Origin of the sequence: Halomonas sp. ATBC28, from assembly GCF_005937175.1 — a bacterium.
Lineage (GTDB): Bacteria > Pseudomonadota > Gammaproteobacteria > Pseudomonadales > Halomonadaceae > Vreelandella > Vreelandella titanicae.
Window position 1 is genome coordinate 209,180 of record NZ_VCQL01000005.1, and the last position, 24,635, is coordinate 233,814.

At 54.2% G+C, this 24,635-nt stretch carries 19 protein-coding genes; 16 read left to right on the forward strand and 3 right to left on the reverse strand.

Annotated elements, in window-relative coordinates; genetic code table 11:
• Window positions 1-348 precede the first annotated feature (348 nt).
• The 9 genes from sdhC to sucD all read left to right on the forward strand — a co-directional run bounded on the left by sdhC (window position 349) and on the right by sucD (window position 12,169).
• A complete protein-coding gene (gene sdhC / locus E0L35_RS07535; RefSeq protein WP_196518187.1) occupies window positions 349-726 on the forward strand; it encodes a succinate dehydrogenase, cytochrome b556 subunit in 378 nt (125 codons plus the stop codon).
• Window positions 720-1,067 carry a succinate dehydrogenase, hydrophobic membrane anchor protein gene (gene sdhD, locus E0L35_RS07540; RefSeq protein WP_022520469.1) on the forward strand — a complete coding sequence of 116 codons (348 nt, stop codon included), beginning with the start codon at window positions 720-722 and terminating at the stop codon, window positions 1,065-1,067. Before sdhC ends, sdhD begins: the two co-directional genes overlap by 7 nt.
• 4 nt (window positions 1,068-1,071) lie before the next feature.
• The gene (sdhA, locus tag E0L35_RS07545) at window positions 1,072-2,844 is read left to right on the forward strand and encodes a succinate dehydrogenase flavoprotein subunit (RefSeq protein ID WP_022520468.1); all 1,773 of its coding nucleotides are present in this window, start codon (window positions 1,072-1,074) and stop codon (window positions 2,842-2,844) included.
• 27 nt (window positions 2,845-2,871) lie between these two features.
• Complete coding sequence (locus E0L35_RS07550) at window positions 2,872-3,582, forward strand: succinate dehydrogenase iron-sulfur subunit (protein ID WP_009287296.1); 711 nt, start codon at window positions 2,872-2,874, stop codon at window positions 3,580-3,582.
• Between the two features lie 388 nt (window positions 3,583-3,970).
• Complete coding sequence (locus E0L35_RS07555) at window positions 3,971-6,805, forward strand: 2-oxoglutarate dehydrogenase E1 component (protein ID WP_027959716.1); 2,835 nt, start codon at window positions 3,971-3,973, stop codon at window positions 6,803-6,805.
• 38 nt (window positions 6,806-6,843) lie between these two features.
• Window positions 6,844-8,418, forward strand: a complete 1,575-nt coding sequence (odhB, locus tag E0L35_RS07560; protein ID WP_027959715.1) for a 2-oxoglutarate dehydrogenase complex dihydrolipoyllysine-residue succinyltransferase — start codon at window positions 6,844-6,846, stop codon at window positions 8,416-8,418.
• Window positions 8,419-8,544: 126 nt separating this feature from the next.
• On the forward strand, window positions 8,545-9,984 hold the full coding sequence (lpdA, locus tag E0L35_RS07565; RefSeq protein ID WP_022520465.1) for a dihydrolipoyl dehydrogenase: 1,440 nt from the start codon (window positions 8,545-8,547) through the stop codon (window positions 9,982-9,984).
• Window positions 9,985-10,130: 146 nt separating this feature from the next.
• Window positions 10,131-11,297, forward strand: coding sequence for an ADP-forming succinate--CoA ligase subunit beta (sucC, locus tag E0L35_RS07570; protein WP_009287299.1), 1,167 nt, complete (start codon window positions 10,131-10,133; stop codon window positions 11,295-11,297).
• Entirely contained in the window at window positions 11,297-12,169 is an 873-nt protein-coding gene (sucD, locus tag E0L35_RS07575) for a succinate--CoA ligase subunit alpha (protein ID WP_009287300.1), read from the forward strand. The genes sucC and sucD overlap by 1 nt, the downstream gene beginning before the upstream one ends.
• A gap of 90 nt (window positions 12,170-12,259) precedes the next feature.
• Here the strand turns inward: sucD and E0L35_RS07580 are convergent, their stop codons facing one another.
• Together E0L35_RS07580 and E0L35_RS07585 are read right to left on the reverse strand one after the other, a co-directional pair.
• Window positions 12,260-13,285: a lysylphosphatidylglycerol synthase transmembrane domain-containing protein gene (locus tag E0L35_RS07580; RefSeq protein WP_022520464.1), complete on the reverse strand. Its 1,026-nt coding sequence runs from the start codon at window positions 13,283-13,285 to the stop codon at window positions 12,260-12,262.
• Window positions 13,263-14,381 carry a glycosyltransferase gene (locus tag E0L35_RS07585; RefSeq protein WP_035538532.1) on the reverse strand — a complete coding sequence of 373 codons (1,119 nt, stop codon included), beginning with the start codon at window positions 14,379-14,381 and terminating at the stop codon, window positions 13,263-13,265. The genes E0L35_RS07580 and E0L35_RS07585 overlap by 23 nt, the downstream gene beginning before the upstream one ends.
• 115 nt (window positions 14,382-14,496) lie before the next feature.
• Between E0L35_RS07585 and E0L35_RS07590 the strand changes: the two genes are divergently transcribed.
• The 6 genes from E0L35_RS07590 (at window position 14,497) to rfbC (ending at window position 21,410) form a co-directional block, all read left to right on the forward strand.
• A complete protein-coding gene (locus E0L35_RS07590; protein ID WP_027959714.1) occupies window positions 14,497-14,853 on the forward strand; it encodes a PHB depolymerase family esterase in 357 nt (118 codons plus the stop codon).
• Window positions 14,854-15,170: 317 nt separating this feature from the next.
• Window positions 15,171-16,796: a methyl-accepting chemotaxis protein gene (locus tag E0L35_RS07595; protein WP_022520461.1), complete on the forward strand. Its 1,626-nt coding sequence runs from the start codon at window positions 15,171-15,173 to the stop codon at window positions 16,794-16,796.
• 815 nt (window positions 16,797-17,611) lie between these two features.
• Entirely contained in the window at window positions 17,612-18,712 is a 1,101-nt protein-coding gene (locus E0L35_RS07600; RefSeq protein WP_022520459.1) for an SDR family oxidoreductase, read from the forward strand.
• Between the two features lie 15 nt (window positions 18,713-18,727).
• Complete coding sequence (gene rfbF / locus E0L35_RS07605; RefSeq protein WP_009287302.1) at window positions 18,728-19,504, forward strand: glucose-1-phosphate cytidylyltransferase; 777 nt, start codon at window positions 18,728-18,730, stop codon at window positions 19,502-19,504.
• 7 nt (window positions 19,505-19,511) lie between these two features.
• Window positions 19,512-20,858: an SAF domain gene (locus tag E0L35_RS07610; RefSeq protein WP_022520458.1), complete on the forward strand. Its 1,347-nt coding sequence runs from the start codon at window positions 19,512-19,514 to the stop codon at window positions 20,856-20,858.
• 3 nt (window positions 20,859-20,861) lie between these two features.
• On the forward strand, window positions 20,862-21,410 hold the full coding sequence (gene rfbC / locus E0L35_RS07615) for a dTDP-4-dehydrorhamnose 3,5-epimerase (RefSeq protein WP_022520457.1): 549 nt from the start codon (window positions 20,862-20,864) through the stop codon (window positions 21,408-21,410).
• A gap of 102 nt (window positions 21,411-21,512) precedes the next feature.
• On the opposite strand, the gene E0L35_RS07620 is transcribed toward rfbC, so the two are convergent.
• Window positions 21,513-23,453 carry an exoribonuclease II gene (locus E0L35_RS07620; RefSeq protein ID WP_022520456.1) on the reverse strand — a complete coding sequence of 647 codons (1,941 nt, stop codon included), beginning with the start codon at window positions 23,451-23,453 and terminating at the stop codon, window positions 21,513-21,515.
• Window positions 23,454-23,626: 173 nt separating this feature from the next.
• Between E0L35_RS07620 and E0L35_RS07625 the strand changes: the two genes are divergently transcribed.
• The gene (locus E0L35_RS07625; RefSeq protein WP_022520455.1) at window positions 23,627-24,424 is read left to right on the forward strand and encodes a Cof-type HAD-IIB family hydrolase; all 798 of its coding nucleotides are present in this window, start codon (window positions 23,627-23,629) and stop codon (window positions 24,422-24,424) included.
• Window positions 24,425-24,635 lie beyond the last annotated feature (211 nt).

Sequence of the window (24,635 nt, forward strand, 5' to 3'; positions counted from 1 at the left end):
TTTTTGTATACGATGAAAAAGCCTACATTATGGCGAAGCGTCAGAAGATTGACGATAGGCTAACATGATATGTTAACAGGCTTATCAAATTGCTAATCTACTGTCACTATAACCATGCTGCAGCGCAAAATCGACTCAGGATGCGGACAATTTTCTTGCACCATAGTCGAGTTAGGGCTGAGTTCGGTTTGTAAGCGAGGGCGAAGGTTCTTATAATCCACGGCGCGCGACCGGCAGGTAGGTGGTCGTGCCCGACTTGGCAACGGCCGAGCCCCTTCCAGCAACCACCGCCCGCTCGGGCCATGCCCGACCTGTCGCAGAGCGGGCCAAGAGAGTGTGTACAAAGCCGTGAATAGCAAACGACCCGTAAACCTAGACCTTACTACGATACATTTCCCACTGCCGGCGCTGACGTCGATCACACACCGCATCACGGGTGTCATCCTGTTCGTTGGCCTGATTTTCGCTTTTTGGGCGCTGGGCAAGTCCTTGTCATCTCCTGCGGGTTTCGACGCCGTTAGCGATGCACTGGCCAATAATTTTTTGGCTAAGTTGATTGCTTGGGGGTTGTTATCCGCACTGGCATTCCACTTTGTAGCAGGTATCAAGCACCTGCTGATGGATGCCGATATTGGGGTAACCCTTGAGGGTGGCGTTAAAAAAGCGCAGATCACCGTCGTGGTCAGCGCTGTTCTGATTATTCTGGCAGGAGTTTGGGTATGGTAACTAACATTACAAGTTTTGGCCGTAGTGGGCTTTCTGACTGGCTGATGCAGCGCGTTTCTGCTGTTATTTTGGCCCTCTACACGGTCTTTATCGTTGCCTTTCTGCTGTTTAATCCGAACCTTGATTACTACACGTGGAGCGGTCTGTTCAGCCAGACGTGGATGCGGATTTTCTCGCTACTGGCGTTTGTCGCCTTAGCCGCACACGCCTGGATTGGTCTGTGGACCGTCACCACCGACTATCTCAAGTCCACTCGCCTGCGCGTGGGTGTCCAAGCTGTCATCATCTTGGGCATTTTCGTGTACTTGGTGTGGGGCATTCAAATTCTGTGGGGAGCTTGATTACATGTCTAATCTGCGTAGCCTGACGTTTGACGCCATTATCATTGGTGGCGGTGGCTCTGGCCTGCGAGCCGCTCTAGAGCTGGCGAAGTCCGGCAAAAAGACGGCCGTGTTATCGAAAGTTTTCCCGACCCGTTCTCACACCGTTTCTGCCCAGGGTGGTATTACCTGCGCGATTGCGTCCGATGACCCGAATGATGACTGGCGCTGGCATATGTACGACACCGTTAAAGGCGGCGATTATATCGCTGACCAGGACGCGGCGGAGTATATGTGTTCTGAAGGTCCGAAAGCGGTATTCGAGCTCGAGCATATGGGCCTGCCGTTCTCGCGCTTAGATAACGGTCGCATTTATCAGCGCCCGTTTGGCGGTCAGTCGAAGAACTTCGGTGAAGGTGGCCAGGCGGCTCGTACCTGTGCCGCTGCTGACCGTACCGGCCACGCGCTGTTGCACACCCTTTACCAGAATAATTTGAAGAACAATACCGTGTTCCTCAATGAGTGGTACGCGGTGGATTTGGTCAAGAATGCCAGCGGTGATGTGGTCGGCTGTATCGCCATGTGTATTGAGACGGGCGAAGTGGTTCACATTAAGTCCAAGGCCACGGTATTAGCCACTGGTGGTGCAGGCCGTATTTATGCTTCCACAACCAATGCGTTGATCAACACCGGTGACGGCATTGGCATGGCGCTGCGTGCGGGCTTCCCGATGCAGGACATGGAAATGTGGCAGTTCCACCCGACCGGTATTTACGGTGCGGGCACGCTGGTCACAGAAGGCTGCCGCGGTGAGGGTGGCTACCTGATCAACAAAGACGGCGAGCGCTTTATGGAGCGTTATGCACCGAATGCCAAAGATTTGGCGGGCCGTGACGTTGTAGCCCGTTCGATGGTCATGGAAATTCTGGAAGGTCGTGGCTGTGGCGAGAAGGGCGATCACGTCTTCTTGAAGCTTGATCACCTGGGTGAAGAAGTACTTGGTAAGCGCCTACCCGGTATCGTTGAGCTCTCCAAGACGTTTGCTCACATCGATCCGGCAAAAGACCCGATCCCGGTCGTACCGACCTGCCATTACATGATGGGCGGTATTCCGACCAATATTCATGGTCAGGCGATTACCATGGACGAAAGCGGTAACGATCATATCGTTAACGGCCTGTTTGCCTGTGGTGAAGCAGCGTGTGTTTCTGTTCACGGTGCTAACCGCTTGGGCGGTAACTCGCTACTTGATCTAGTGGTCTTCGGTCGTGCTGCAGGCATGTTTATTGAAGGCGCGCTGAACGAAGGCATTGAGTACCTGGACGCTTCCGAGTCTGACATTGAGTCGGCCATGAAGCGGATCACGCGCTGGAATGAGTCTGAGGGTGGTGAAAGTATTCCTGAGCTGAAAGCTGAGCTTCAGGAAATCATGCAGACCTCCTTCGGCGTATTCCGCGAAGAGAAAAACATGCTGGAAGGCGTCGACAAGCTAGCGCTACTGCGCGAGCGCATCGCCAATGCCTACTTGCCTGACAAGTCCAATGCCTTCAACACTGCTCGTGTAGAAGCACTGGAACTTGATAACTTGATGGAAGTGGCTGAAGCGACGGCGATCGCTGCCCTAGAGCGTAAAGAGAGCCGCGGCGCCCACTCGCGTTACGACTATCCAGACCGTGATGACGTCAACTGGCTGAAGCACTCGCTCTTCTTCCCAGCGACGAAAGAGCTGAAAAAACGCGACGTTAACTTCAAGCCGAAAACCGTTGATACGTTCGAGCCTAAGGTTCGTACCTACTAAACGCCGCATAGACGAGAGGGAGTCACTATGTCCAATCTTCAGGTATCCGTATACCGCTACAATCCGGAAACCGACTCCGCACCTTACATGCAGGAGTTTCAGGTCGATACTAAAGGCCGCGATGTGATGGTGCTGGATGTTCTTCATATGATGAAGGAGCAAGACAGCGGTTTGGCGTTTCGTCGCAGCTGCCGTGAAGGCGTCTGCGGTTCAGACGGCATGAACATGAACGGCAAAAACGGCTTGGCATGTATCACGCCGCTGTCAGACGTTGTCAAAAACAACAAGCTGACCCTGCGCCCGCTGCCGGGCCTGCCGGTTATTCGCGATATGGTCGTGGATATGGGGCTGTTCTATAAGCAGTACGAGCGTATTCAGCCGTACCTGCAGAACGATACGCCTGCACCGGCCATTGAGCGTCTGCAGTCGCCAGAAGAGCGCGACAAGCTAGATGGCTTGTATGAGTGTATTCTATGTGCATGCTGTTCAACGTCTTGCCCGTCGTTCTGGTGGAACCCCGAGAAGTTTGTCGGCCCGGCCGGTTTGCTGCAGTCTTACCGCTTCCTGGCCGATTCACGTGACACGGCTACCAGCGAACGGTTGAGCAACCTGGAAGATCCGTTCTCGGTGTTCCGTTGCCGTGGCATCATGAACTGTGTAGCGGTGTGCCCAAAAGGGCTCAACCCTACCCGGGCAATTGGTAAAATTCGCGAAATGTTACTCGCTGATGCTACCTAAGCCTATGACATCTTAGTAAAAAAGCGCCTGCCACTTAAGTTGGGTGATAATGCCACTTAAATCATGGCGCTTCGCTTGTTATCATAGGGTTTGTCAGGCGGTGCGGCGTCACGTCGCACTGCTGATCAGACAAGTTTGAAAGCCGGTGCCTGGGGTACCGGCTTTCGAGCATGAACTGAAGACGAAACATCGTATGACCGCTAGAAACACAGTATGACCGCTAGATGCGACATAAAGTGTGAGATGAAGAATAGCTAGACGAACAGGGTTTCCGGCCGTTGGCCGGCGCCGCCGGCAAATGTCCCGCCCCGCCGGCAGGGCAATAGCGATGTCGCCGCATGTTTGCGACGATACCGATACCACCCCATCAGTGCAGGGTGACCGAGAGATGCAACAAGGCATAATGGAGTTGATGTGGCGTTCCTCTCACGTTAGTGGCGGCAATGTTCACTACGTGGAAGCGCTTTACGAGCAGTACCTCGCCGATCCTGAGTCTGTCCCTGACGAATGGCGCAGCTATTTTGATGAGTTGCCGCGCCCCGAGGGCAGTGCCTCCCACGATGTTCCACTTAGCCCCGTGCGTGATCAGTTCTACCAGTTGGGGCGCGAAAGTCGCCCGGGCCGGGTAGTCGCCGCTGCCGATAGCGGTGAAAACAAAAAGCAGGTAAAAGTCCTGCAACTGATCAACGCTTACCGCTTCCGTGGCCATCAAAAGGCCAATATCGACCCGCTAGGGCTGCGTAATCCCACCCCCGTCCCCGATCTCGATCTGTCCTTTCATCAGCTTTCAAAAGCTGATCTGGATACCGAGTTCCAAACCGGTTCTTTCTTTTTAGGTATCGACAAAGCGCCACTGCGTGACATCGTAGATGCGTTGGAGCGTACTTACTGCCGCTCCATCGGCTGCGAGATCATGCATATCGTCGATACGGAAGAGAAACGCTGGCTACAACGGCGTTTTGAGTCGGTACGCAGTGCGCCTGATTTCAGTGCCGACGTGCGCAAGCACGTGCTGGAGCGTTTGACGGCCGCCGAAGGCTTGGAGAATTACCTGGCATCCAAGTATCCAGGTACCAAGCGTTTCGGTCTTGAAGGCGGCGAATCGTTTGTGCCGATGATGGACGAGCTTATCCAGCGTGCTGGCGGTTATGGCACCAAGGAAGTGGTCATCGGTATGGCGCACCGTGGTCGACTCAATCTGCTAGTCAATATTCTGGGTAAAAACCCTGCTGACTTGATTGATGAGTTCGACGGCAAGAAAGTCATCGAACGTGGCTCAGGTGATGTGAAGTACCACCAGGGTTTCAGTTCGAACGTCATGTCCCCGGGCGGCGAAGTCCATTTGGCGATGTCGTTTAACCCGTCGCACCTGGAAATTGTCGCGCCTGTCGTAGAGGGTTCGGTGCGTGCCCGCCAAGATCGCCGTAACGACGAAGAGGGCAGTAAAGTACTGCCGATCAACGTCCACGGTGATGCGGCGTTTGCCGGTCAAGGCGTGGTGATGGAGACATTCCAGATGTCTCAGACCCGTGCTTATAAAACCGGTGGCACCGTCCATATTGTGATTAACAACCAAGTGGGCTTCACCACCTCGCATCCGCTGGATGCACGCTCTACCGAATACTGCACTGATATTGCCAAGATGGTTCAAGCGCCTATTTTTCATGTCAATGGCGATGACCCGGACGCAGTGCTGCACGCCACCCAAGTCGCTCTCGACTATCGCCAGCAGTTCAAAAAAGATGTGGTGATCGATCTCGTTTGCTACCGTCGCCGTGGCCACAACGAAGCTGACGAGCCGTCAGGCACGCAGCCGATGATGTATTCCAAGATCAAAGATCACCCTTCTGCGCGCTCGCTGTACGCCAAGCGCTTGGTTGATCAGGGCGTGCTCTCTGAAGAGTCCGCTAAAGCGATGATCGAAACCTATCGTGATGACCTCGTGGCAGGCAACCACGTTGCCAATGCACTGGTGCAAGAGCCCAACGCTTCTCTATTCGTTGACTGGGCGCCTTACCTGGGTCACGAATGGTCTGGTGATGCCGACACGACGTTTGATATGAAGCGTCTGCAGCAGTTAGCGGCTCGCATGTGTGAAGTGCCGGACGGCGTCGAAGTGCAGCGTCAGGTGGCCAAGATTTATGAAGACCGGCGTAAAATGCAGGCTGGTGGTTTGGCACTTAACTGGGGTTTTGCGGAAACACTAGCCTACGCCACGTTGCTAGAGCAGGGGCATCCGATCCGGATTACCGGGCAAGACGTTGGGCGCGGTACTTTCTCCCACCGTCATGCGGTGGTGCATAATCAGAAAGATGGCACTACCTATGTTCCGCTGCAGAATATGGCCGATGGTCAGCCGCGTTTCACCATTCATGACTCCTTCCTTTCGGAAGAAGCGGTGTTGGCATTTGAGTACGGCTACTCAACCACTGCGCCGAATGACTTGGTGATCTGGGAAGCTCAGTTTGGTGACTTCTTTAACGGCGCCCAGGTGGTCGTGGATCAGTTCATCTCGTCGGGTGAAACGAAGTGGGGCCGGGTGTGTGGTTTAACCATGCTGTTGCCACACGGCTACGAAGGCCAGGGCCCGGAGCACTCTTCGGCGCGTTTGGAGCGCTTCCTGCAAATGTGTGCTGAGCACAATATGCAGGTCTGCGTACCCACCACGCCCGCACAGATTTATCATCTACTGCGTCGTCAGGTGATTCGTCCGCTGCGCAAACCGCTGGTGGTGATGACACCTAAATCGCTGCTGCGTCATAAAGAAGCGATTTCGAGCCTTGAAGATCTCGCTCACGGTAAGTTCCACATGGTACTCGCCGACCAGGCAGATCTGGCGCCGAAGAAGGTCACACGCGTTGTGCTATGTGCTGGCAAGGTCTACTACGACTTAGCCGCTTGGCGCGCTGAGAATGAGCGTCATGACACGGCAGTTGTGCGTATTGAGCAGCTATACCCCTTCCCGAAAGAAGAGCTTCTGGAAGCGCTGCAAGACTATACCAACGTAGAAGATATTGTGTGGTGCCAGGAAGAGCCGCTTAATCAGGGAGCTTGGTACTCCAGCCAGCACAATATGCGTGCAGTGGCCGACATGCTGAAAGATGGCCTTGGTCGCGAGTTGAAATTTGCAGGACGTCCTGCCTCTGCTGCTCCAGCAGCTGGCTATATGTCCGTCCACACTGAACAGCAGCGCCAGCTGGTGGAAGACGCTTTTAATTTATAAGCGACCACCGGATTTAGAGAACATATAAGGGAAACGACATGGCTACTGAGATCAAAGCGCCAACCTTTCCGGAATCCGTTGCCGAAGGCACAGTGGCGGCGTGGCATAAAAAGCCGGGTGACAGCGTTGAGCGTGACGAGCTGATTGTTGAGATCGAAACCGACAAAGTGGTGCTGGAAGTCGTCGCACCGGAAGCGGGTACCCTGACGGACGTAATGGCCGAAGAGGGCGATACCGTTCAGTCAGAGCAGGTGCTAGGCAAAATCGGTGAAGGCAGCGCGTCTGGCAGCCAAAAAGAAGAGAAATCTTCTGGCGATGACAGCGCTGAAAAATCCGAAGAGAAATCTGAAGGTAAGAAAGAAGAGAAAAAAGCCAGCGGTGGCGGCAAGCAACACGACGTAAAAGCCCCCAGCTTCCCTGAGTCGATCCAGGAAGGCACCGTGGCGACCTGGCACAAAAAGGTCGGTGAAGCGGTCAAGCGCGATGACGTGCTGGCCGACATCGAAACCGATAAGGTTGTGCTGGAAGTGGTCGCTCCGGCCGATGGCGCCCTGGCTGAAATTAAAGCCGAAGAGGGTAGCCAGGTTGAATCTGAAGCGATTCTTGCGACCTTCACCGAAGGGGCCGGTGGCGACAGTGGAAGCGAAAGCGGTGGCGATTCAGCGTCCGCTAAAGCAGACAGCAGCGATGGCGATGGCGCCGACGAGAAAGTCGGTGACAAAATCCTCGCTCCGGCCGCACGTAAAATGGTTGCCGAGCATGACCTGGACGTTGCCAAGATTGAAGGCACCGGCAAAGGTGGCCGCATCTTGAAAGAAGACGTTCAGAAAGCGGTCAAAGACGGTTCTGCCAAGAAAGCAGCAAAATCGTCTGCACCAGCGAAAGCTGCCGCTGCACCAGCTGCCGAGGGTGAGCGCATCGAGAAGCGCGTACCGATGAGCCGTCTGCGTCAGACCATCGCCAAGCGCCTGGTTCAGGCGCAGCAAACCGCGGCGATGCTGACTACCTACAACGAAGTGGACATGACCGAGATCATGGCCCTCCGTGCGCAGTACAAAGAGACGTTCTTAAAAGCTCACGACATTAAGTTGGGCTTTATGGGCTTCTTTGTAAAAGCGGCTTCAGAAGCGCTCAAGCGGTTCCCGGACGTTAACGCCTCTATCGACGGCACCGACATCGTTTATCACGGTTATCAGGATATCGGCGTTGCGGTATCCACTGACCGTGGTTTGGTTGTACCGGTACTGCGTGACACCGACAGCATGAAAATCGCTGACGTCGAGCGCAAGATTGTCGACTTCGGCAAGCGTGGTCGTGACGGTAAGCTGGGCATGGACGACATGATCGGCGGCACCTTTACCATCACCAACGGCGGTACCTTTGGCTCGTTGATGTCCACCCCGATCATCAACCCGCCGCAAACTGCCATTCTGGGCATGCACAAAATCCAGGATCGTCCGATGGCCATCAACGGCAAGGTCGAGATTCGCCCGATGATGTATCTGGCGCTCTCTTATGACCACCGTATGATCGACGGCAAAGACGCCGTTCAATTCTTGGTCACCTTGAAAGAATTGCTGGAAGACCCGGCACGTCTACTGCTGGATATCTAAAAAAGCATAAGCGTCATATTGGTTTAGTACGCTTCTGCTTAACCAGGATATATCTGCAATCGTACACAGCCTTCCGCCCGGTTCGAGTTAAAGCGGGCGGAAGGCCAGCAAGCTAGAGGAGCCAACATGGCTGATAAGTTTGATGTGATCGTTATTGGTGCCGGCCCTGGCGGTTACGTCGCCGCCATTCGTGCCGCACAGATGGGCCTAAAAACGGCCTGTGTCGAAAAATGGGTTAACAAGGAAGGTAAAACAGTTCACGGCGGCACTTGCCTAAACGTGGGCTGTATTCCCTCGAAGGCCTTGCTGGAAACCTCGCACAAGTTTGTTGAGGCCCGTGACCATTACGCCGAGATTGGTATTGAAATCAGCGATGTGTCAACGAACATTGCCAAGATGCTTGAGTTCAAGGATCAGGTCATCGCCAAGAACGTCGGCGGTATTAGCGCGTTGTTCAAAGCCAATGGTGTTACCGCCCTTGAAGGCACCGGTAAAGTAGTCGCGTCTAAGCAGGTCGAAGTTACTGGCCATGATGGTGAAAAAGCCACCTATGACGCTGACAACATTGTTATCGCAGCGGGCTCTGTGCCGGTTGAGATTCCACCGACCCCGATGACCGAAGGCTTGATCGTTGACTCTAGTGGTGCACTTGAATTTACCGAGGCACCTAAGCGTCTGGGTGTGATTGGGGCTGGCGTCATCGGTCTCGAACTGGGCAGTGTGTGGAGTCGCCTGGGCAGTGAAGTCACTATGCTTGAAGCCATGGACACCTTCCTGCCGATGGTGGATACCGCCATCGCCAAGGAGACCCAGAAGCTACTCAAGAAGCAGGGCCTGGATATCAAACTCGGCGCTCGTGTGACCGGTTCGGAAGTCAAAGGCGAAGAAGTCGTTGTGAAGTACAGCGATGCCAACGGCGAACAAGAGATGACCTTTGACAAGCTCATCGTTTGTGTTGGCCGTCGCCCCTACACCAAAGGCGTAATTGACGAAGGCGTTAGCGTTGAGTTGGATGAGCGTGGCTTTATCTTTGTCGATGACCAGTGCCGTACCAACGTCCCGGGCATTTATGCTATCGGCGACTGTGTACGCGGCCCGATGCTGGCGCATAAAGCCTCTGAAGAAGGCGTTATGGTGGCCGATATTATCGCTGGCCATAAGGCTGAGATGAATTATGACGCTATTCCTAGCGTGATCTATACCGCACCAGAAGTGGCTTGGGTCGGTATTAACGAGCAGGAAGCCAAGGCTGCTGGAATTGAGATTAAAACGGGTTCTTTCCCGTTTGCAGCTAACGGTAGGGCGCTCGCCAACAACGCTTCAGATGGCATGGCTAAGATCATCGCTGATGCGGAAACTGACCGCATTCTCGGTATGCACATTGTGGGTCAACACGCTGGCGAATTGATTGCCCAGGGTGTGATTGCCATGGAGTTCGGCTCCAGCGCTGAGGATTTGGCATTGACGTGTTATGCGCACCCAACGACTGCTGAAGCAATTCATGAAGCAGCGCTTGCGGTAGATGGTCACGCGATTCATATGGCCAATCGCAAGAAGCGTAAGTAATTTAGTTAAACAACGAAGCGCCACCTTTTAAGGGTGGCGCAAACTTTCGGCTTTGTCTTAATCTACAAAGATCGAAAGAACGGGGATGGCCAGTTTTTTAGAAACTGATCATCGTTCGAGTCACATGCAACCAATGGCATGAATCGATGAATCTTCACGAGTATCAAGGTAAACAGCTGTTTGCCGACTATGGTCTACCAGTGTCTAAAGGCTTTGCAGTCGACACGCCCGAAGAAGCGGAAGAGGCTTGCAAAAAAATCGGTGGTGACATGTGGGTGGTTAAAGCCCAGGTTCACGCCGGTGGCCGTGGTAAAGCGGGTGGCGTTAAGCTGATTAAAGACCCGGCTGAAGCCAAAACATTTGCAGAGCAGTGGCTGGGTAAAAACCTGGTAACCTTCCAGACTGACGAAAAAGGTCAGCCTGTTGCCAAGATTTTGGTTGAGACCTGCACTGACATCGCCGATGAGCTGTATCTCGGTGCCGTGGTTGACCGTACTACCCGTCGTGTGGTCTTCATGGCCTCCACCGAAGGTGGTGTCGAGATCGAGACGGTTGCAGAAGAGACGCCGGAAAAGATTCTCAAAGCCGAAATCGATCCGCTGGTCGGCGCGCAGCCGTACCAAGCGCGTGAGCTAGCCTTTGAGCTGGGCCTGAAGGGCGACCAGATCAAGCAGTTCACCAAGATTTTCCTGGGTCTGTCTCAGTTGTTCCACGACAAAGACCTGGCGCTGTTGGAAATTAACCCGCTGGTCGTCACTGAAGAAGGCAATCTGCACTGCCTCGACGCCAAACTGGGTCTGGATAGCAACGCTCTATACCGTCACCCTGACCTGCAGGCCATGCGTGACCCTTCGCAAGAAGATCAGCGTGAAGCCGATGCGGCGAAGTGGGAACTTAACTATGTCGCGCTTGATGGCAACATCGGCTGCATGGTTAACGGCGCAGGTTTGGCCATGGGCACCATGGACATCGTCAACCTGAGCGGCGGCAAGCCCGCTAACTTCTTGGACGTTGGTGGCGGCGCCACCAAGGAGCGCGTGGCAGAAGCGTTCAAAATCATCCTCTCTGACGACAATGTTAAAGCCGTACTGGTTAACATTTTCGGCGGTATCGTTCGTTGTGACATGATTGCTGAAGGCATTATCGGTGCCGTTGAGCAAGTGGGTGTCAACGTACCGGTTGTCGTACGTCTGGAAGGTAACAACGCCGAGCTGGGTGCTGAAAAACTAGCATCTAGCGGTTTGAACATCATCGCGGCTACCAGTCTGACCGACGCGGCTCAGCAGGTCGTTAAAGCGGCGGAGGGCAAGTAATGAGCATCCTGATCGATAAGAACACCAAGGTCATCTGCCAGGGCTTTACCGGTGGCCAAGGCACGTTCCACTCCGAGCAGGCGATTGCCTACGGTACGCAAATGGTCGGTGGTGTTACGCCGGGTAAAGGCGGCCAGGAGCACCTCGGTCTGCCCGTTTTCAACACCGTGAAAGAAGCGGTAGCGAAAACCGGCGCGGAAGCCAGCGTTATCTACGTACCGGCGCCGTTCTGTAAAGACTCGATCCTTGAAGCGGCGAATGCTGGTATCAAGCTGATTGTGTGCATCACTGAAGGCATCGCCACGCTAGACATGCTCGAAGCCAAAGTGAAGTGCGACGAGCTGGGTGTACGTCTGATTGGCCCGAACTGCCCAGGTGTTATCACCCCCGGCGAATGCAAAATCGGCATCATGCCGGGTCACATTCACCAGCCGGGCCGCGTAGGTATCGTATCTCGTTCTGGTACCTTGACCTATGAAGCCGTCAAGCAGACCACTGATCACGGTTTTGGTCAGTCTACCTGTGTGGGCATCGGCGGCGACCCGATTCCGGGCTCTAACTTCATCGACATTCTTGAGATGTTCGAGAAAGACCCGAAAACCGAAGCTATCGTCATGATCGGCGAAATCGGTGGCACGGCTGAAGAAGAAGCGGCGGCTTACATCAAAGCTAACGTTTCCAAGCCCGTGGTTTCCTACATTGCCGGTGTTACTGCACCTCCTGGCAAGCGTATGGGCCACGCGGGCGCGATCATCTCTGGCGGTAAAGGCACCGCTGACGAGAAGTTTGCTGCTCTAGAAGACGCTGGTGTTAAAACCGTGCGCTCTTTGGCTGAAATCGGTGATGCGCTGAAAGAAGTGACTGGCTGGTAAGCCATTGACGTTTAGCTGCACGTTATAAGGGCGCCCCTCGGGGCGCCCTTATTCATTTCTGCACATTTAATGTTGTTCTGGCTAATGTTGCTATGGCGTCGGTGAGCGACGCAGCATGCGATAGCTATACAGTACAAAGAGCGGCGCGCCTGCCGCCAAATATAAATGGTAGCTGACCAACCGCCACACCAGTACCGCTGCTGCGGCCTGCTCGCGCTCCATCAACGGTAACAACAGGCTTCCTACGCCCACCTCCGCAGCACCCGCGCCGCCGGGCAGAAAACTAAATTGGCTGGCTGCCATCGCCAGCATCTGGGTCAAGAATGTCCACATCCAGTCCGCATGGCCACCTACTCCCAGTACTGCCAAATAGAGCAAGCTGTAGCGCATGAGCCAGTGCGCCGTCGTCAGCGCTAGCATGGTGATCAATATACTGCGCGGGAGCTTAAGGGTGACCTTTAACGCATGCCGACAGCGCAAGAGGCGCCGTACGAGCCAGCGTCGCTGATATCGGCTTGGCCATGGCGTGTTCACGCCGGGTGAACGCAATAGGCTGGGTAGATAACGCATTACGACAATCACCAGCGCTGCCATGAACGCTAATCCTACCAGTGCCCACTGCACGAGCGACTGATGTGGCCATTGGGTGTCGCTTAGCATTGAAAAGAGCACCAGGCCGCTCAGCATGGCCAGGAAGAACAGTAAATCGCAGCCTTGATCAATCAGGAACACCGCCGCGCCCTTGGCAGGCGGGAAACCGCGCCGCGCAAGCAACAACAACAGGGTTGCTGGGCCACCGCTGCCGCCTGGGGTGGCGCACAGGGCAAACTTGGACGCCAGCTCGATACCCAGCGCGCCGCGCTGGCCGAGCCTGCCCGCACGGCCACCCAGCATCAAACGTAGCCTTGCTGCATTCAGGTTCCAGCACAGAAAGGCCATCACCAGCATCAATAACAGCAGCCCAAGTGGGAAGTGTTTGACGCGCTGCAGTGCTTCAGCGCCACCCAACCAAGCAGTGAGCACTAGCGGTGCAATCAGCGCTAAGGCAATCATCACACCATGGATGGGTCGCCACTTCAGTAGCTGACGGCGACTAGTGGTGTTGGTGGAGTGCATACGGTTGGCTGCCGTGGCAAAGCTGCTGATAGTGCTCCAGCAGGGAATGCATGACACCATCCCAGTTGAAATGGCGCTCTACATGGCGGCGCGCATAGCGCCCACTGGCGGCGACATCATTACTGAACAGTGCCACACACGCCTCCGCCATGGCAACGGGGTCGAGCGGTTTGCATAAAATACCCGCCCCCAGCGGCACGTTTTCTGCCAGCGCCCCTGCGTTCGCTGCTATTACTGGAATGCCGCTTGCCATCGCTTCCTGAGCAATTAAGCCGAAGGTTTCTCGGGTGCCCGCATGTAACAGCGCATCGCTACTGGCTAGCGCCTTCGCGACCTCGTGGGCGCCACAACAGCGATCAACGATGGTGACATTACTGGGTACGTGATGTGGCATGCCGGGCCCCATCAGCAGCAAATGGTAATCGCTGCCTAGCTGACGCATCGTCGTAAGCAGCACATCAATATTTTTCTCGCGGGAATTGCGGCCCACAAAGATCAGCAGCTTTTTGTCGCTGGGTATACCCATGGTTTGGCGAAACGCAGAGTCACACTGCTGGGGATTGAATTGCGCCAAATCGACGCCCAATGGCTGAACGCGAACGTTATTGACGCCCCAGTCATTCAGTCGATTCGCCATGGCGTTACAGGGTGCCAGCACGCTATCAAACTGGCTATAAAGCGTCGTGACATAGTGGGTTAAGCGTTTCTCAACGTAGCGCCCAAAGCGATCACCCATCAGGCGCGGAAGATCAGAGTGATAAAAGCCCACCACAGGCACGCCGAGGCGTTGCCCCGCATCGAGCGCCGCCCAGGCCGTTACATAGGGGTCGCCAGCCTCTATCAGATCGGGCTTCAGATCAATCAGTGCATCACGCCACGGAGAACCGCGTAGCGGAAAGCGGTAACCTTGCCCCAAAGGAAGGTGTAACGCCGGTAGCGTGTGGTGGTCGCCAAGACTATCCCGCTCCGCCCCCGGCACCAGCAGGCTGGTGCGCAGCTGTGGAATACGCGAGAAAACACGGTGTTTGGCCTGCAAATAGGTACGCACACCGCCGCTGGCGGGGGCATGAAACATCGTCACATCGGCAATGTGCAAGCTAACCTCCAACCCCAAAGAGTGTCATCGTTTCACCATAAAGGAGAAATAAGTCAGTTCAGAGACAACGGAGCCCGTTTGTGTCTATGTGGCAGGGCTCTCGGCAGGCGCCACCATGGCGACCACTCTGGCGATGATCTACCCCGATATCTTTGCGGCGGTAGGCGTGCACTCTGGGCTGCTCCACGGCGTGGTCAAGAGTTTCCCCGATGCCTTGGGGGTCATGCAGGGAGGCACAGGGCCCCTCGCTGGCGGTAACAAAGCAAAAGGAGCCGGGTGGGCGTCGGATGTGCCAGCGATTATGTTTCATGGCGACCGCGACACCACCGTGCTCCCCCGCAACGCGGATCGCGTGGCCGCCCAGTACAGCACATCGCGTCAAGCAGGAGCGACGGTAGTGCAAGGCAACGTTCCAAGGGCCGCGGCTACACCTGTACCACCCACCGTGATGCTTCGGGTAAGCCATGCTTAGAGCAGTGGCGTATCCATGGGGGCATGGCTTGGTCAGGAGGTAGCAAAAAGGGCAGCTATACCGACCCTCAAGGCCCTGACGCTGCCCGGGAAATGCTGCGGTTCTTCTGTCAGCATCGGCAGATAGTGTCATAGAACTGGCCGATATCTGCTCAGGTTATGTCTAGTCTGTCAGTAAGTTAGCGCAGGTGAGACGCGCTGGTATAGTAGATACTCTTTGATTATGTATAAAAGTTGACAATAGTTTGCAAAGGTTGAGTTACAGTTTTCATTCTTGTTGCCTAAAATCCTAGCTCTTTCACTTGTTAGGATTTGGCAATGCTTTCACGGTTCAAGATCGGTACACGGCTCGCACTGGCTTTTGGCTTGGTCTCGCTATTTCTTTTGGGCACTTTAATAGCGGGAATTATGGGCATCACCTTCACCAAGGATACTGCCCAAAAAACCTTGGACACGGACGTAGCACTCGCAAGCAATGCCGCAGAAATTCAGCGGCTGGCATTGCAAGCGCGGCGTTTTGAAAAAGATATCTTCATCAATATCGACAATAGTGATCGGGTAGCGGCTTACCAGCAAAGTTGGACGGCGACCATCGAAGCAATACAGGCCGCCTTCCAGGCGGGTAGCCAAATTGCCGATAAGGATAGCCTCGATGCTTTGTACCAACAGGCAGGAAGAGCCCTCCAGGGGTATGAAGAGGGTTTTTTGTCAGTCTATCGCCAAATTGAACTAGGCAGTATTACCGAAACCTCTCAAGCCAATCTGGCTTTCGGTGAGCATAAAGAGAGTATCTACCAGCTTGAGGAGTTGGCTGATGAAATTAGCCTAGTGGCTGCTGAAGGGGTCAAGACGGCTAACGAGGCGATAAATGCCGAGTATCGTTTGGCTATTTGGCAGCTTTGTATTTTCGCGGGGGTGGCGTTGTTGATGGCGCTGGCGCTGGCAATTGCTATTACGCGTAGCATTGTATTGCCTTTGCGGAGAGCGGTTGAGGTTGCTAGGCGCGTTGCGGAAGGAGATTTGCGACACGATATCGTAACCACAGGACGTGATGAAACGGCTCAGTTATTAACCTCCATGGCCGAAATGAGTAAAGAGCTCACTACCTTGGTCGCATCACTACGTGACTCTAGCGAGAATGTCTTGAACGGAGCCAATGAGATTGCCCAAGGTGGGCAGGAGCTCGCCGCTCGTACTGAGCAGCAAGCAGCTGCCTTGCAGGAGACGGCTTCAAGTATGGAGGAGATGACGGCAACGGTTCGCCAGAATAGTGATTCAACCAAAGAGGCTGATACGCTGGCCCATAATGCTTCGCAACAGATGCAAAGCAGTGGTGAAGAAGTTTCCCGAAGTGTGGAATTAATGCGCGAAGTGACAGCCGCATCGCTAAGCATGGATAAGATCGTTGAGGCCATCGATACGATTGCATTTCAAACCAATATCCTGGCTTTAAACGCCTCCGTTGAAGCGGCGCGTGCTGGTGATAAAGGCCGTGGATTTGCAGTGGTCGCTACAGAAGTTCGTGCGCTAGCAAGCCGCAGTGCCGCTTCAGCAGGTGAGATTCGTAGTATGCTCGACGATACGCGTAGCAAAATAAAGCTATGTTCTGACCAAGCGGAGCGAGGCGCTGCGACCATAGGTGAGACGGAAGCGGTGATCCAGCGCCTCGCTATGCTGATGGTCGAGGTCTCCTCTGCCACTCGGGAGCAAAGCAGTGGTATTGAGCAGATCAATACTGCTATTACTGAAATGGATTCTACCACTCAGCAAAACAGCACCTTGGTTCAGCAGTCGACTAATGCAGCATTTTCCCTGGAAGATCAGGCTGGGCGACTTCGCGAGCTGGTAGCTGCCTTTCAAATAGATGAAGCTGTTGTGAAAAAAGCAACAGAGTACAAGCCTGCAATGGCCTTATCCTCGGCTGCAAGACAAGCAGAGTTCTAATAATCTGATAACAACAGTGGCGCCTCAAAGGCGCTGCTGCTTTTTAATGGGCTAATAAAGTTTTTCACTAGGTTGTGCCATCAGGAAGTGGTCCTCTTCGCGCAGCGAACTGACAAGCGTATAACACTCTAATTCTTCGGTCTGGGTACGCTCTTTTTTGTCATCAATCACTCCTCTGCCGTAGTCAATGGGAACAAACACCACTGGCATCAACGCCGAGGCTTTATCATAGGCTGGGTGAGCTGCTAGTAAGACTGATTGATGGCAGATTTTATAAAAAGTATATAGAGAAATAAAAAGCAATGTTTGAAAAAAGCACTCTTTTTTTTGCTTTATTACATGAAAAAAAATAGTACTGCAGACTAGATTTTTAACCCGCCTCTATTCTTGACAGTAAAAGCGGTGTCACTTATCTTTAAAATGTAATCTTTGGTAATTTTTATGTTTCTTATTGTAATATGTGTGGATGTGTGGCTTTTCATGAGGGCTACCGGAAGAAATTTAATTATAAAGATCATAATACATTGATTTTTTAATACATTAAAAATCTAGTGCTGGAGTGTAGTGTTGTTAGTTTACATGTGATTTTTACTTATATAAGCAGTAGTCACATTGTCCGGCTTAAGTGTTTCTGATTGGGAAGTGGCAATTTTTTTATTGCTTTAAAGTATCCTTGTGTTACCTGCTATACACTTTTTAGTCCAGAAATATGCAATGCAACAAGTAGGCATGAATAAAAACATCGGAATTAAATAAGCTTGAAAATAAGAGCGTAGGGAAACTCGTTTAATTGACGATAATGGCGAGGTGGTATTTTGAAAATCTTGGTCATAGGGAACATGGGCTATGTTGGCTCCGTTGTGGTGCGGGAGCTAGCCTTACGTCACCCATCCGCCACTCTTCATGGGTATGACACTGCCTACTTCGCACACTGTTTGACGAATGCCGAACTTCTTCCTGAGCGCTATCTCGACCAGCAGTTTATGGGGGATGTGCGAGATATTCCGGCTGATTTTTTTGAAGGTTATACGGCTGTAGTTCAACTGGCGGCGATTTCCAATGACCCCATGGGAGACCGTTTCGCCGCAGTGACAGCTGAGGTCAATCAGCAGGCGACGGTTGAGATTGCCAAGGCAGCGGCTCAGGCGGGGGTGGAAAACTTCGTTTTTGCCTCAAGTTGCAGCATTTATGGCATCGCTTTAGGGGCTCCGCGCAGTGAGTTGGATCCCGTGGCTCCCGTTACCGCCTATGCCTGCTCGAAAATAGCAGCTGAAGAAGCGTTAGCCGGCATTGGGGGCGACATGGTGATTACCAGTTTACGCTTTGCGACTGCTTGCGGAATGTCAGAGCGTTTACGGCTGGATCTGGTGCTCAATGATTTCGTTGCCTGTGCCCTAAGTCAGCAGCATATTACCGTGCTTAGCGATGGGTCTCCCTGGCGGCCCTTGATCGACGTCTCCGATATGGCCAGAGCTGTCGATTGGGCAGTACAGCGCAAGCCTGAAAACGGCGGGCGCATACTCAATATCAATACCGGATCGAACGAACGCAATCATCAAGTGCGAGACTTAGCCACTGCAGTGGCCAAAGCCGTTCCCGGCACCACGCTGAGTATCAATACCCAAGCCCCGGCGGACAGTCGCTCCTACCAAGTGGATTTCAGCCTGTTTGCCAAGTTGGCACCTGAGCACCAACCACAAATGACGCTAATAGATTCGATCATGGGATTGATCAATGGGCTCAAAAGCATGGAGTTTTCCGATACCCAGTTCCGAGCCTCGCGCTATATGCGTCTGCATGCGCTGCAGGCACATATCACTGCGCACCGTCTATCTGAAAACCTGCGCTGGCAAATGTGTGATGCAGTCACCCCGAGTGCTTTGTCTGCTGCTACCCACATTAACCTTGAGGCCTGAAACGGAGGCTAGACTATGAAAGTCGCAATTTTCGCGGGAGGGTTCGGAACGCGCTTAAGTGAAGAAACAGCCATTCGCCCCAAGCCCATGGTGGAAGTGGGTGGTCGGCCGATCCTTTGGCATATCATGAAGATGTACGCCCATCATGGCTTAAAGGAGTTTATCGTCCTGGGTGGCTATAAGGTGGAGTACATCCGTGACTATTTCCTCAATTATCGCGGCAATCGAACCGATTACACCATCGATCTGAAGACAGGTAACGTCGACTGGCTTCAGAGCGTTAATGATGATTGGAAAATCACTGTGCTGGATACAGGCGCCGATGCCATGACCGGAGGGCGTCTCAAGAAGGCAATGTCCCTCCTGGCAGATGAGCCTTTCTGTTTGACCTATGGCGATGGGTTGAGTGATCTGAATATCAATGCCTTGATCGACTCACATCTGGCCTCGAAAAATTGGTGCACCCTGACGGCAGTAACGCAGCCGGGCCGCTACGGTGCCCTGCGTTTGAAAGAGGGCAACAGCCAGGTAGAGGGCTTTCGTGAAAAGGGCGAAATAGATGGAGGGCTGATCAATGGCGGCTTCTTCGTCTGTAATCCAGAAGTGTTCGAGACGATCGACGATAGCCAGACCGTATGGGAAAACGAGCCCATGAACCGGATGATCGAGCTGGGGAAATTGGGCTACTTCCATCATAACGGGTACTGGCAAAGCATGGATACGCTGAGAGACAGAATGGTACTCGAGACCGCCTGGGCAGAAGGCGCCCCCTGGAAGCTCTGGAAGGAATGAACCATCAATGATTATTGTTGATACGGCGCTTGCCCAACGAGAGGCGCAGGGTAATCCCATTCGAGTGGGGATGGTCGGGGCGGGGTTCCAAGCGGGCGGTATCGGTCTGCAGATTATGACCGCTACGCCCGGGATGCGCCTTTGTGCGATTGCCAATCGTCATTTGGATGCAGCGATCAAAGTCTTCCAGCAAACCGGGATTGAGCCAGTCGCCTGCGAGACTCAGCAGGAACTTGAAGCGGCGATTGCGGCTGGGCGACCGGCAGTCATCGAGGATGCCGTGGCACTGGCACGCGCAGAGGGATTGGATGCAATTATTGAAGTCACTGGCTCGTTGGAGTTCGCGGCGCATGCCGTCCTGGCGGCGCTGGAAAGTGGTAAAGACGTCATTCAAATGAACGCGGAACTCGACGGCACGATCGGCCCCATCTTGAAAGTGAAAGCCGATGCGGCAGGGGTTGTCTACAGCTTTGCTGATGGCGACCAGCCTGGTGTACAGATGAATCTCTATCGGTTCGTCGCCGGGCTAGGCATTAAGCCGGTACTGTGTGGCAACATTAAAGGCTTGCATGACCCATATCGCAATCCGGCTACCCAGGAGAGCTTTGCTAAACGCTGGGGGCAAAAGCCGGCAATGGTGGCCTCTTTTGCTGATGGCACCAAGATATCGTTCGAACAGGCGATCGTCGCCAACGGCACCGGTATGCAAGTGGCGCAACGCGGTATGTTGGGCCCTGATTTCTCCGGTGGCGTAGCCGGTGGCCCTTTACTGCCCATCGAACAGGCGGTGTCGGCATTTGAGCCCTACTTGAACCCAGAGGAACCGGGTTTGGTTGATTATGTTGTTGGAGCGCAGCCAGGGCCGGGCGTATTTGTGCTCGGGACGATTGATAGCCCCCGCCAGCGCCACTATCTCGAACTCTACAAGTTGGGCGAGGGGCCATATTACTGCTTCACAACGCCCTACCACCTTTGCCATTTCGAAGTGCCCACGTCCGTTGCCCGTGCCGTGCTTTTCCGTGATCCAGTGTTATCCCCCTTAGAGGGCCCGAGGGTGGGCGTTATCGCCATAGCCAAAAAAGCGTTGCGAGAGGGGGGAACAATAGAAGAACTCGGCGGTTTTGAAGTCTATGGTGTGGCGGAAAACATTGAGGTAATACGCAGGGAACGGCTGTTGCCTATCGGGCTAGCGCTGGGCTGTCAGGTGGTGGGCCATGTGGAAAAGGATGCGGCGCTGACCTTTGATGATGTGCGTATACCGCCAGGGCGGCTGATCGACCGTCTTTATGCCGAACAGGAAGCCATGTTTGCCCTGGAATTGACGTCTGGTGTCGCTGCTACTTTCACGGAGTAAGACATGCATTTTCATCAAACGAACCTCAAGGATGCCCGCCTGATAGAACTTGAACCACATGGTGATGAGCGCGGTTTTTTTGCCCGTACCATGTGCCATGCGGAGTTTGAGCACCATGGCCTGCTGAGTGATTTTGTGCAGCAGAATACCTCCTTTTCTGCTCAGCGAGGCACCTTAAGGGGGTTGCATTATCAGCGGCAGCCCCATGCCGAAGCTAAACTGGTGCGCTGCATTCGAGGCGCGATTGTCGATATTATCGTGGATATCCGTAAAAACTCGGAAACCTACTTGCACCATCAGTTATTTGAATTAACCGATGCAAACCGGCACCAGCTGTATGTACCGCCAGGCTTTGCGCACTCCTTTCAGACGCTGACCGACGATGTTGAAGTCAGCTATCTGGTCTCGGCTGCCTATCATCCCGAGGCTGAAAGTGGTTTGCGCTATAACGATGAACGTCTCGCGATTGAGTGGCCGATTCCACCCACGGTGGTGTCTGAAAAAGACGCTAGCTGGCCCTTAATCAGTGAGCGAAACGAAGTGCTTTTTTGACCACTTGCCAATAGCTAGTAGCGAATCCAGATATCAAACACACTAAAAAAGGGGCAGCGTGATTGCTGCCCCTTTAGGTAATATCTAGCTAGTGATGACCCATCAATCAGTGGGCTTTGCCACCAGCGAGCGGGTCTCTTCACGCGCTTCGGTGAGCACTACGCGTAACGGATCACCAAGCTTGTAACGCTCTTCGCCCTCGATCTGGATACGGCCCTCTTTATCGTCAATGACCACTTTGCTACGGTCACTGTGCATCAAGGGCGCGGGTACAAACGCCGTTGCGCCGTTTTCCACCAGACGAACGCGCATGCCGCCACGGTTGATGGCCATGATTTCGGCCTCAAACGTATCCTGGTTCTGCGCAGCGGGCGTTAGGTAACGCACGTAGAGCCAGTCTTTCACGTCGCGCTCGGCCATACGGTTCAAGCGGCGGCGTTCCGTCAACTGCTCGGTGAGCTGCTGGGTCGCTTCGGCGGGGGCCTGTTCGCCTTTCAACACGCGTTTGATCAGGCGGTGGTTGACCATATCGCCATACTTACGAATTGGCGACGTCCAGGTAGCGTAGGCGGCTAGGCCCAGGCCAAAGTGAGGGCCGGGCTGGGCCGACATGCTGGTAAAACCCTGGAAGCGCCGCAGGCGCGCATCCAGCCAGGCGTCATCGCGGCTTTCCAGCGCACGCTTAAGCTCGGTGTAGCGGGCAAGCTCGGTGAGCGCTTCGCGCTCAACCACGATCTCCTGACCTGCCAGGAACTCCTGGGCGGCTTCGGCTTTTTCCGGCTCGAAAGCACGGTGCACGTTAAAGATACCGTGGCCGATATGCTGGGCCAGGAAGTCCGCGCAGCAGGCGTTGGCCACAATCATCGACTCTTCGATCATGCGGTTGGCAATGCGGCGCTCTTCGGTGCGCACCGCCAATACGTTACCGGCGGGATCGAGATCAAACACGTAGTCGGGGCGGTCTTTAAACACCAGCGCGTGTTCATTGCGCCAAGCGGTACGCGCTTCGGTCAAATCACGCAGCGCAGTAAGCTGTTCGGCGATCTCATCCGCGGGTGCCCAGTCGCCTTGACCTTCGATCCAGTCGGAGACGTTGTCGTAAACGAGCTTGGCGTGAGATTTAACGTTCGCCGCAAAAAAGCGGTAATCGCCCATGCTGCCGTCAGCATTAATATCCAGCGTACAGGCCAGCGCGGGGCGCTCCTTGCCTTCCCACAACGAGCAGAGATCATCTGCTAGCTGCTCTGGCAGCATAGTGACGTTTTGGCCGGGCAGGTAAACGGTAAAGGCGCGAGTGCGGGCTTCTAAATCAGCCGCATGGCCCTCTTCCACATAAGCGGTGGGGTCGGCAATCGCTACGCTCAACCGCCAGCCGCCTTCCGCACGGGTAGCCACGTGCAGCGCATCATCCATATCGCGGGTCTTCTCACCATCAATGGTGAAGAAGGGCGTGGACGTTAAATCTTCGCGAGTCAGGCCTTCATCGATCAGCGGCCAGTCGGTGCCCGCATCGGGGCACTCTTGCTCCAACGCATGGCGTGCAAGTGTGACGCGCCACGGCACCGCTGGGTCGTCGCTTTTGGCGACCAGCTCATCAATCTGGGCAAAGAAAGCGCGGTCATCGGCTTTTAGCGGATGGCGTACCAAGCGGGCAACGACCCAGTCGCCGTCAGCAATGGTGTCCTCATCAAGGCTGTTCTTAATCCGTGCCTTGATCACATTTTTAATCGACGGATGGTCGGGTACGACGGACAGGCGGCCTTCGCGCTTCTGCACGCGGGCGACAAACCGATCAAGACCCGCTTCAATCAGCTTTTCCGGCTCAATGGACTTTTTGTCACCGTTCTCGTGAATCACGCCTTCCACGCGATCACCGTGGATCACCTGCTTCATGGCGGGCGGCGGCACGAAATAGGATTCACCGTCGTCGGTTTCGAGAAACCCGAAACCTTTGTCAGTAGCTTTGATCACCCCTTCAGCGCGGGGGGTGGTTTGACGAATCTGTTGCTTGAGCTGGGCAAGCATGGCGTTGTTCTGAAGCATGAGCTCAATCAGTTGGCGAGAGTTAGGGTGCCACTATACGGATTCCCGCAGGCTGCGCCAATTGTCGCTATGCGATGTTGGCCCTGATGTTGGCTTTGGTAATGGCGAGTCAAAGGCTTACATGCGCTCAAGGGAATCGGTTAAGCTGAATATTCATACTCACGGAGCGCGCTATGACACCTCGCTTAATTGTTTCTGACCTGGATGGAACCCTATTAGGAAGCGACCACACCCTGCACGAGAGCACCATCGAGGTGCTAAGAGCATTGGTGAAGCAAGGTCATCATGTCGCGCTCGCCTCGGGTCGCCACTACCACGATATGAAGGTCTTTCGTGATCAGTTGGACATTCCTGCGCACTTGATCAGCACCAACGGCGCCTATGTTCATGACCCCGAAGATACTCTGCTGGCGGCTAATCACCTTGAGCCTGAACATGCAAAGACGCTGATCAATCTGCCGCGCCCGCCTCAAGTACGGCTTAACCTTTATCGCGAAAGCGGCTGGCATATTGATTCAGAGGCCCCGCACTTATTATCACTTCACGCTTCTACCGGTTTTGGCTATGAAGTTGTGCCGCCCGCGCAAATGGACACTAACGGTGTAGGCAAAGTGCTCTATCTAGGCGACCCAAATGCGCTAAAACAGCTAGAAGCCCAGGCGCAAGACGCCCACGGCGACGGGTTTCATATCACCTACTCCACGATTGATTCTCTGGAAATCATGGCCGGTGGGGTCAACAAAGGCGTGGCGCTGTCATCACTGCTGGAACGGTTAGGATTAACGCCCGCCGATTGCCTAGCGTTTGGCGATAATCTTAACGACACCGAAATGCTCGATTTAGCCGGGGAGGCCCAGGTAATGGGCAATGCTCACCCGGCACTATTTGACCGTGTCACCGGGGCTGAGCGTATCGGTCACCATGGCGAAGCCGCCGTTGCCCAATGGCTGAAAAAGCGCTTTGGGCTGTAGGGTTACGTATTAATTAGTGGCTCTTAATTTCGTCACTTGCAGCGACTTGGGGCTGAGGTCAATCTGAAGCAGCTCAACAGCTTGGCCTAAAATTTGGCGAGCTGCCTGTTTGGGCAGAACAGCGGCTGGAGCAAGCAACGCCTGCGCAGTTGGATGAGTGGTCTGGAGCGATCTTGACCGCCAACTCCCTTGATGAGCTGTTCAAAAACTG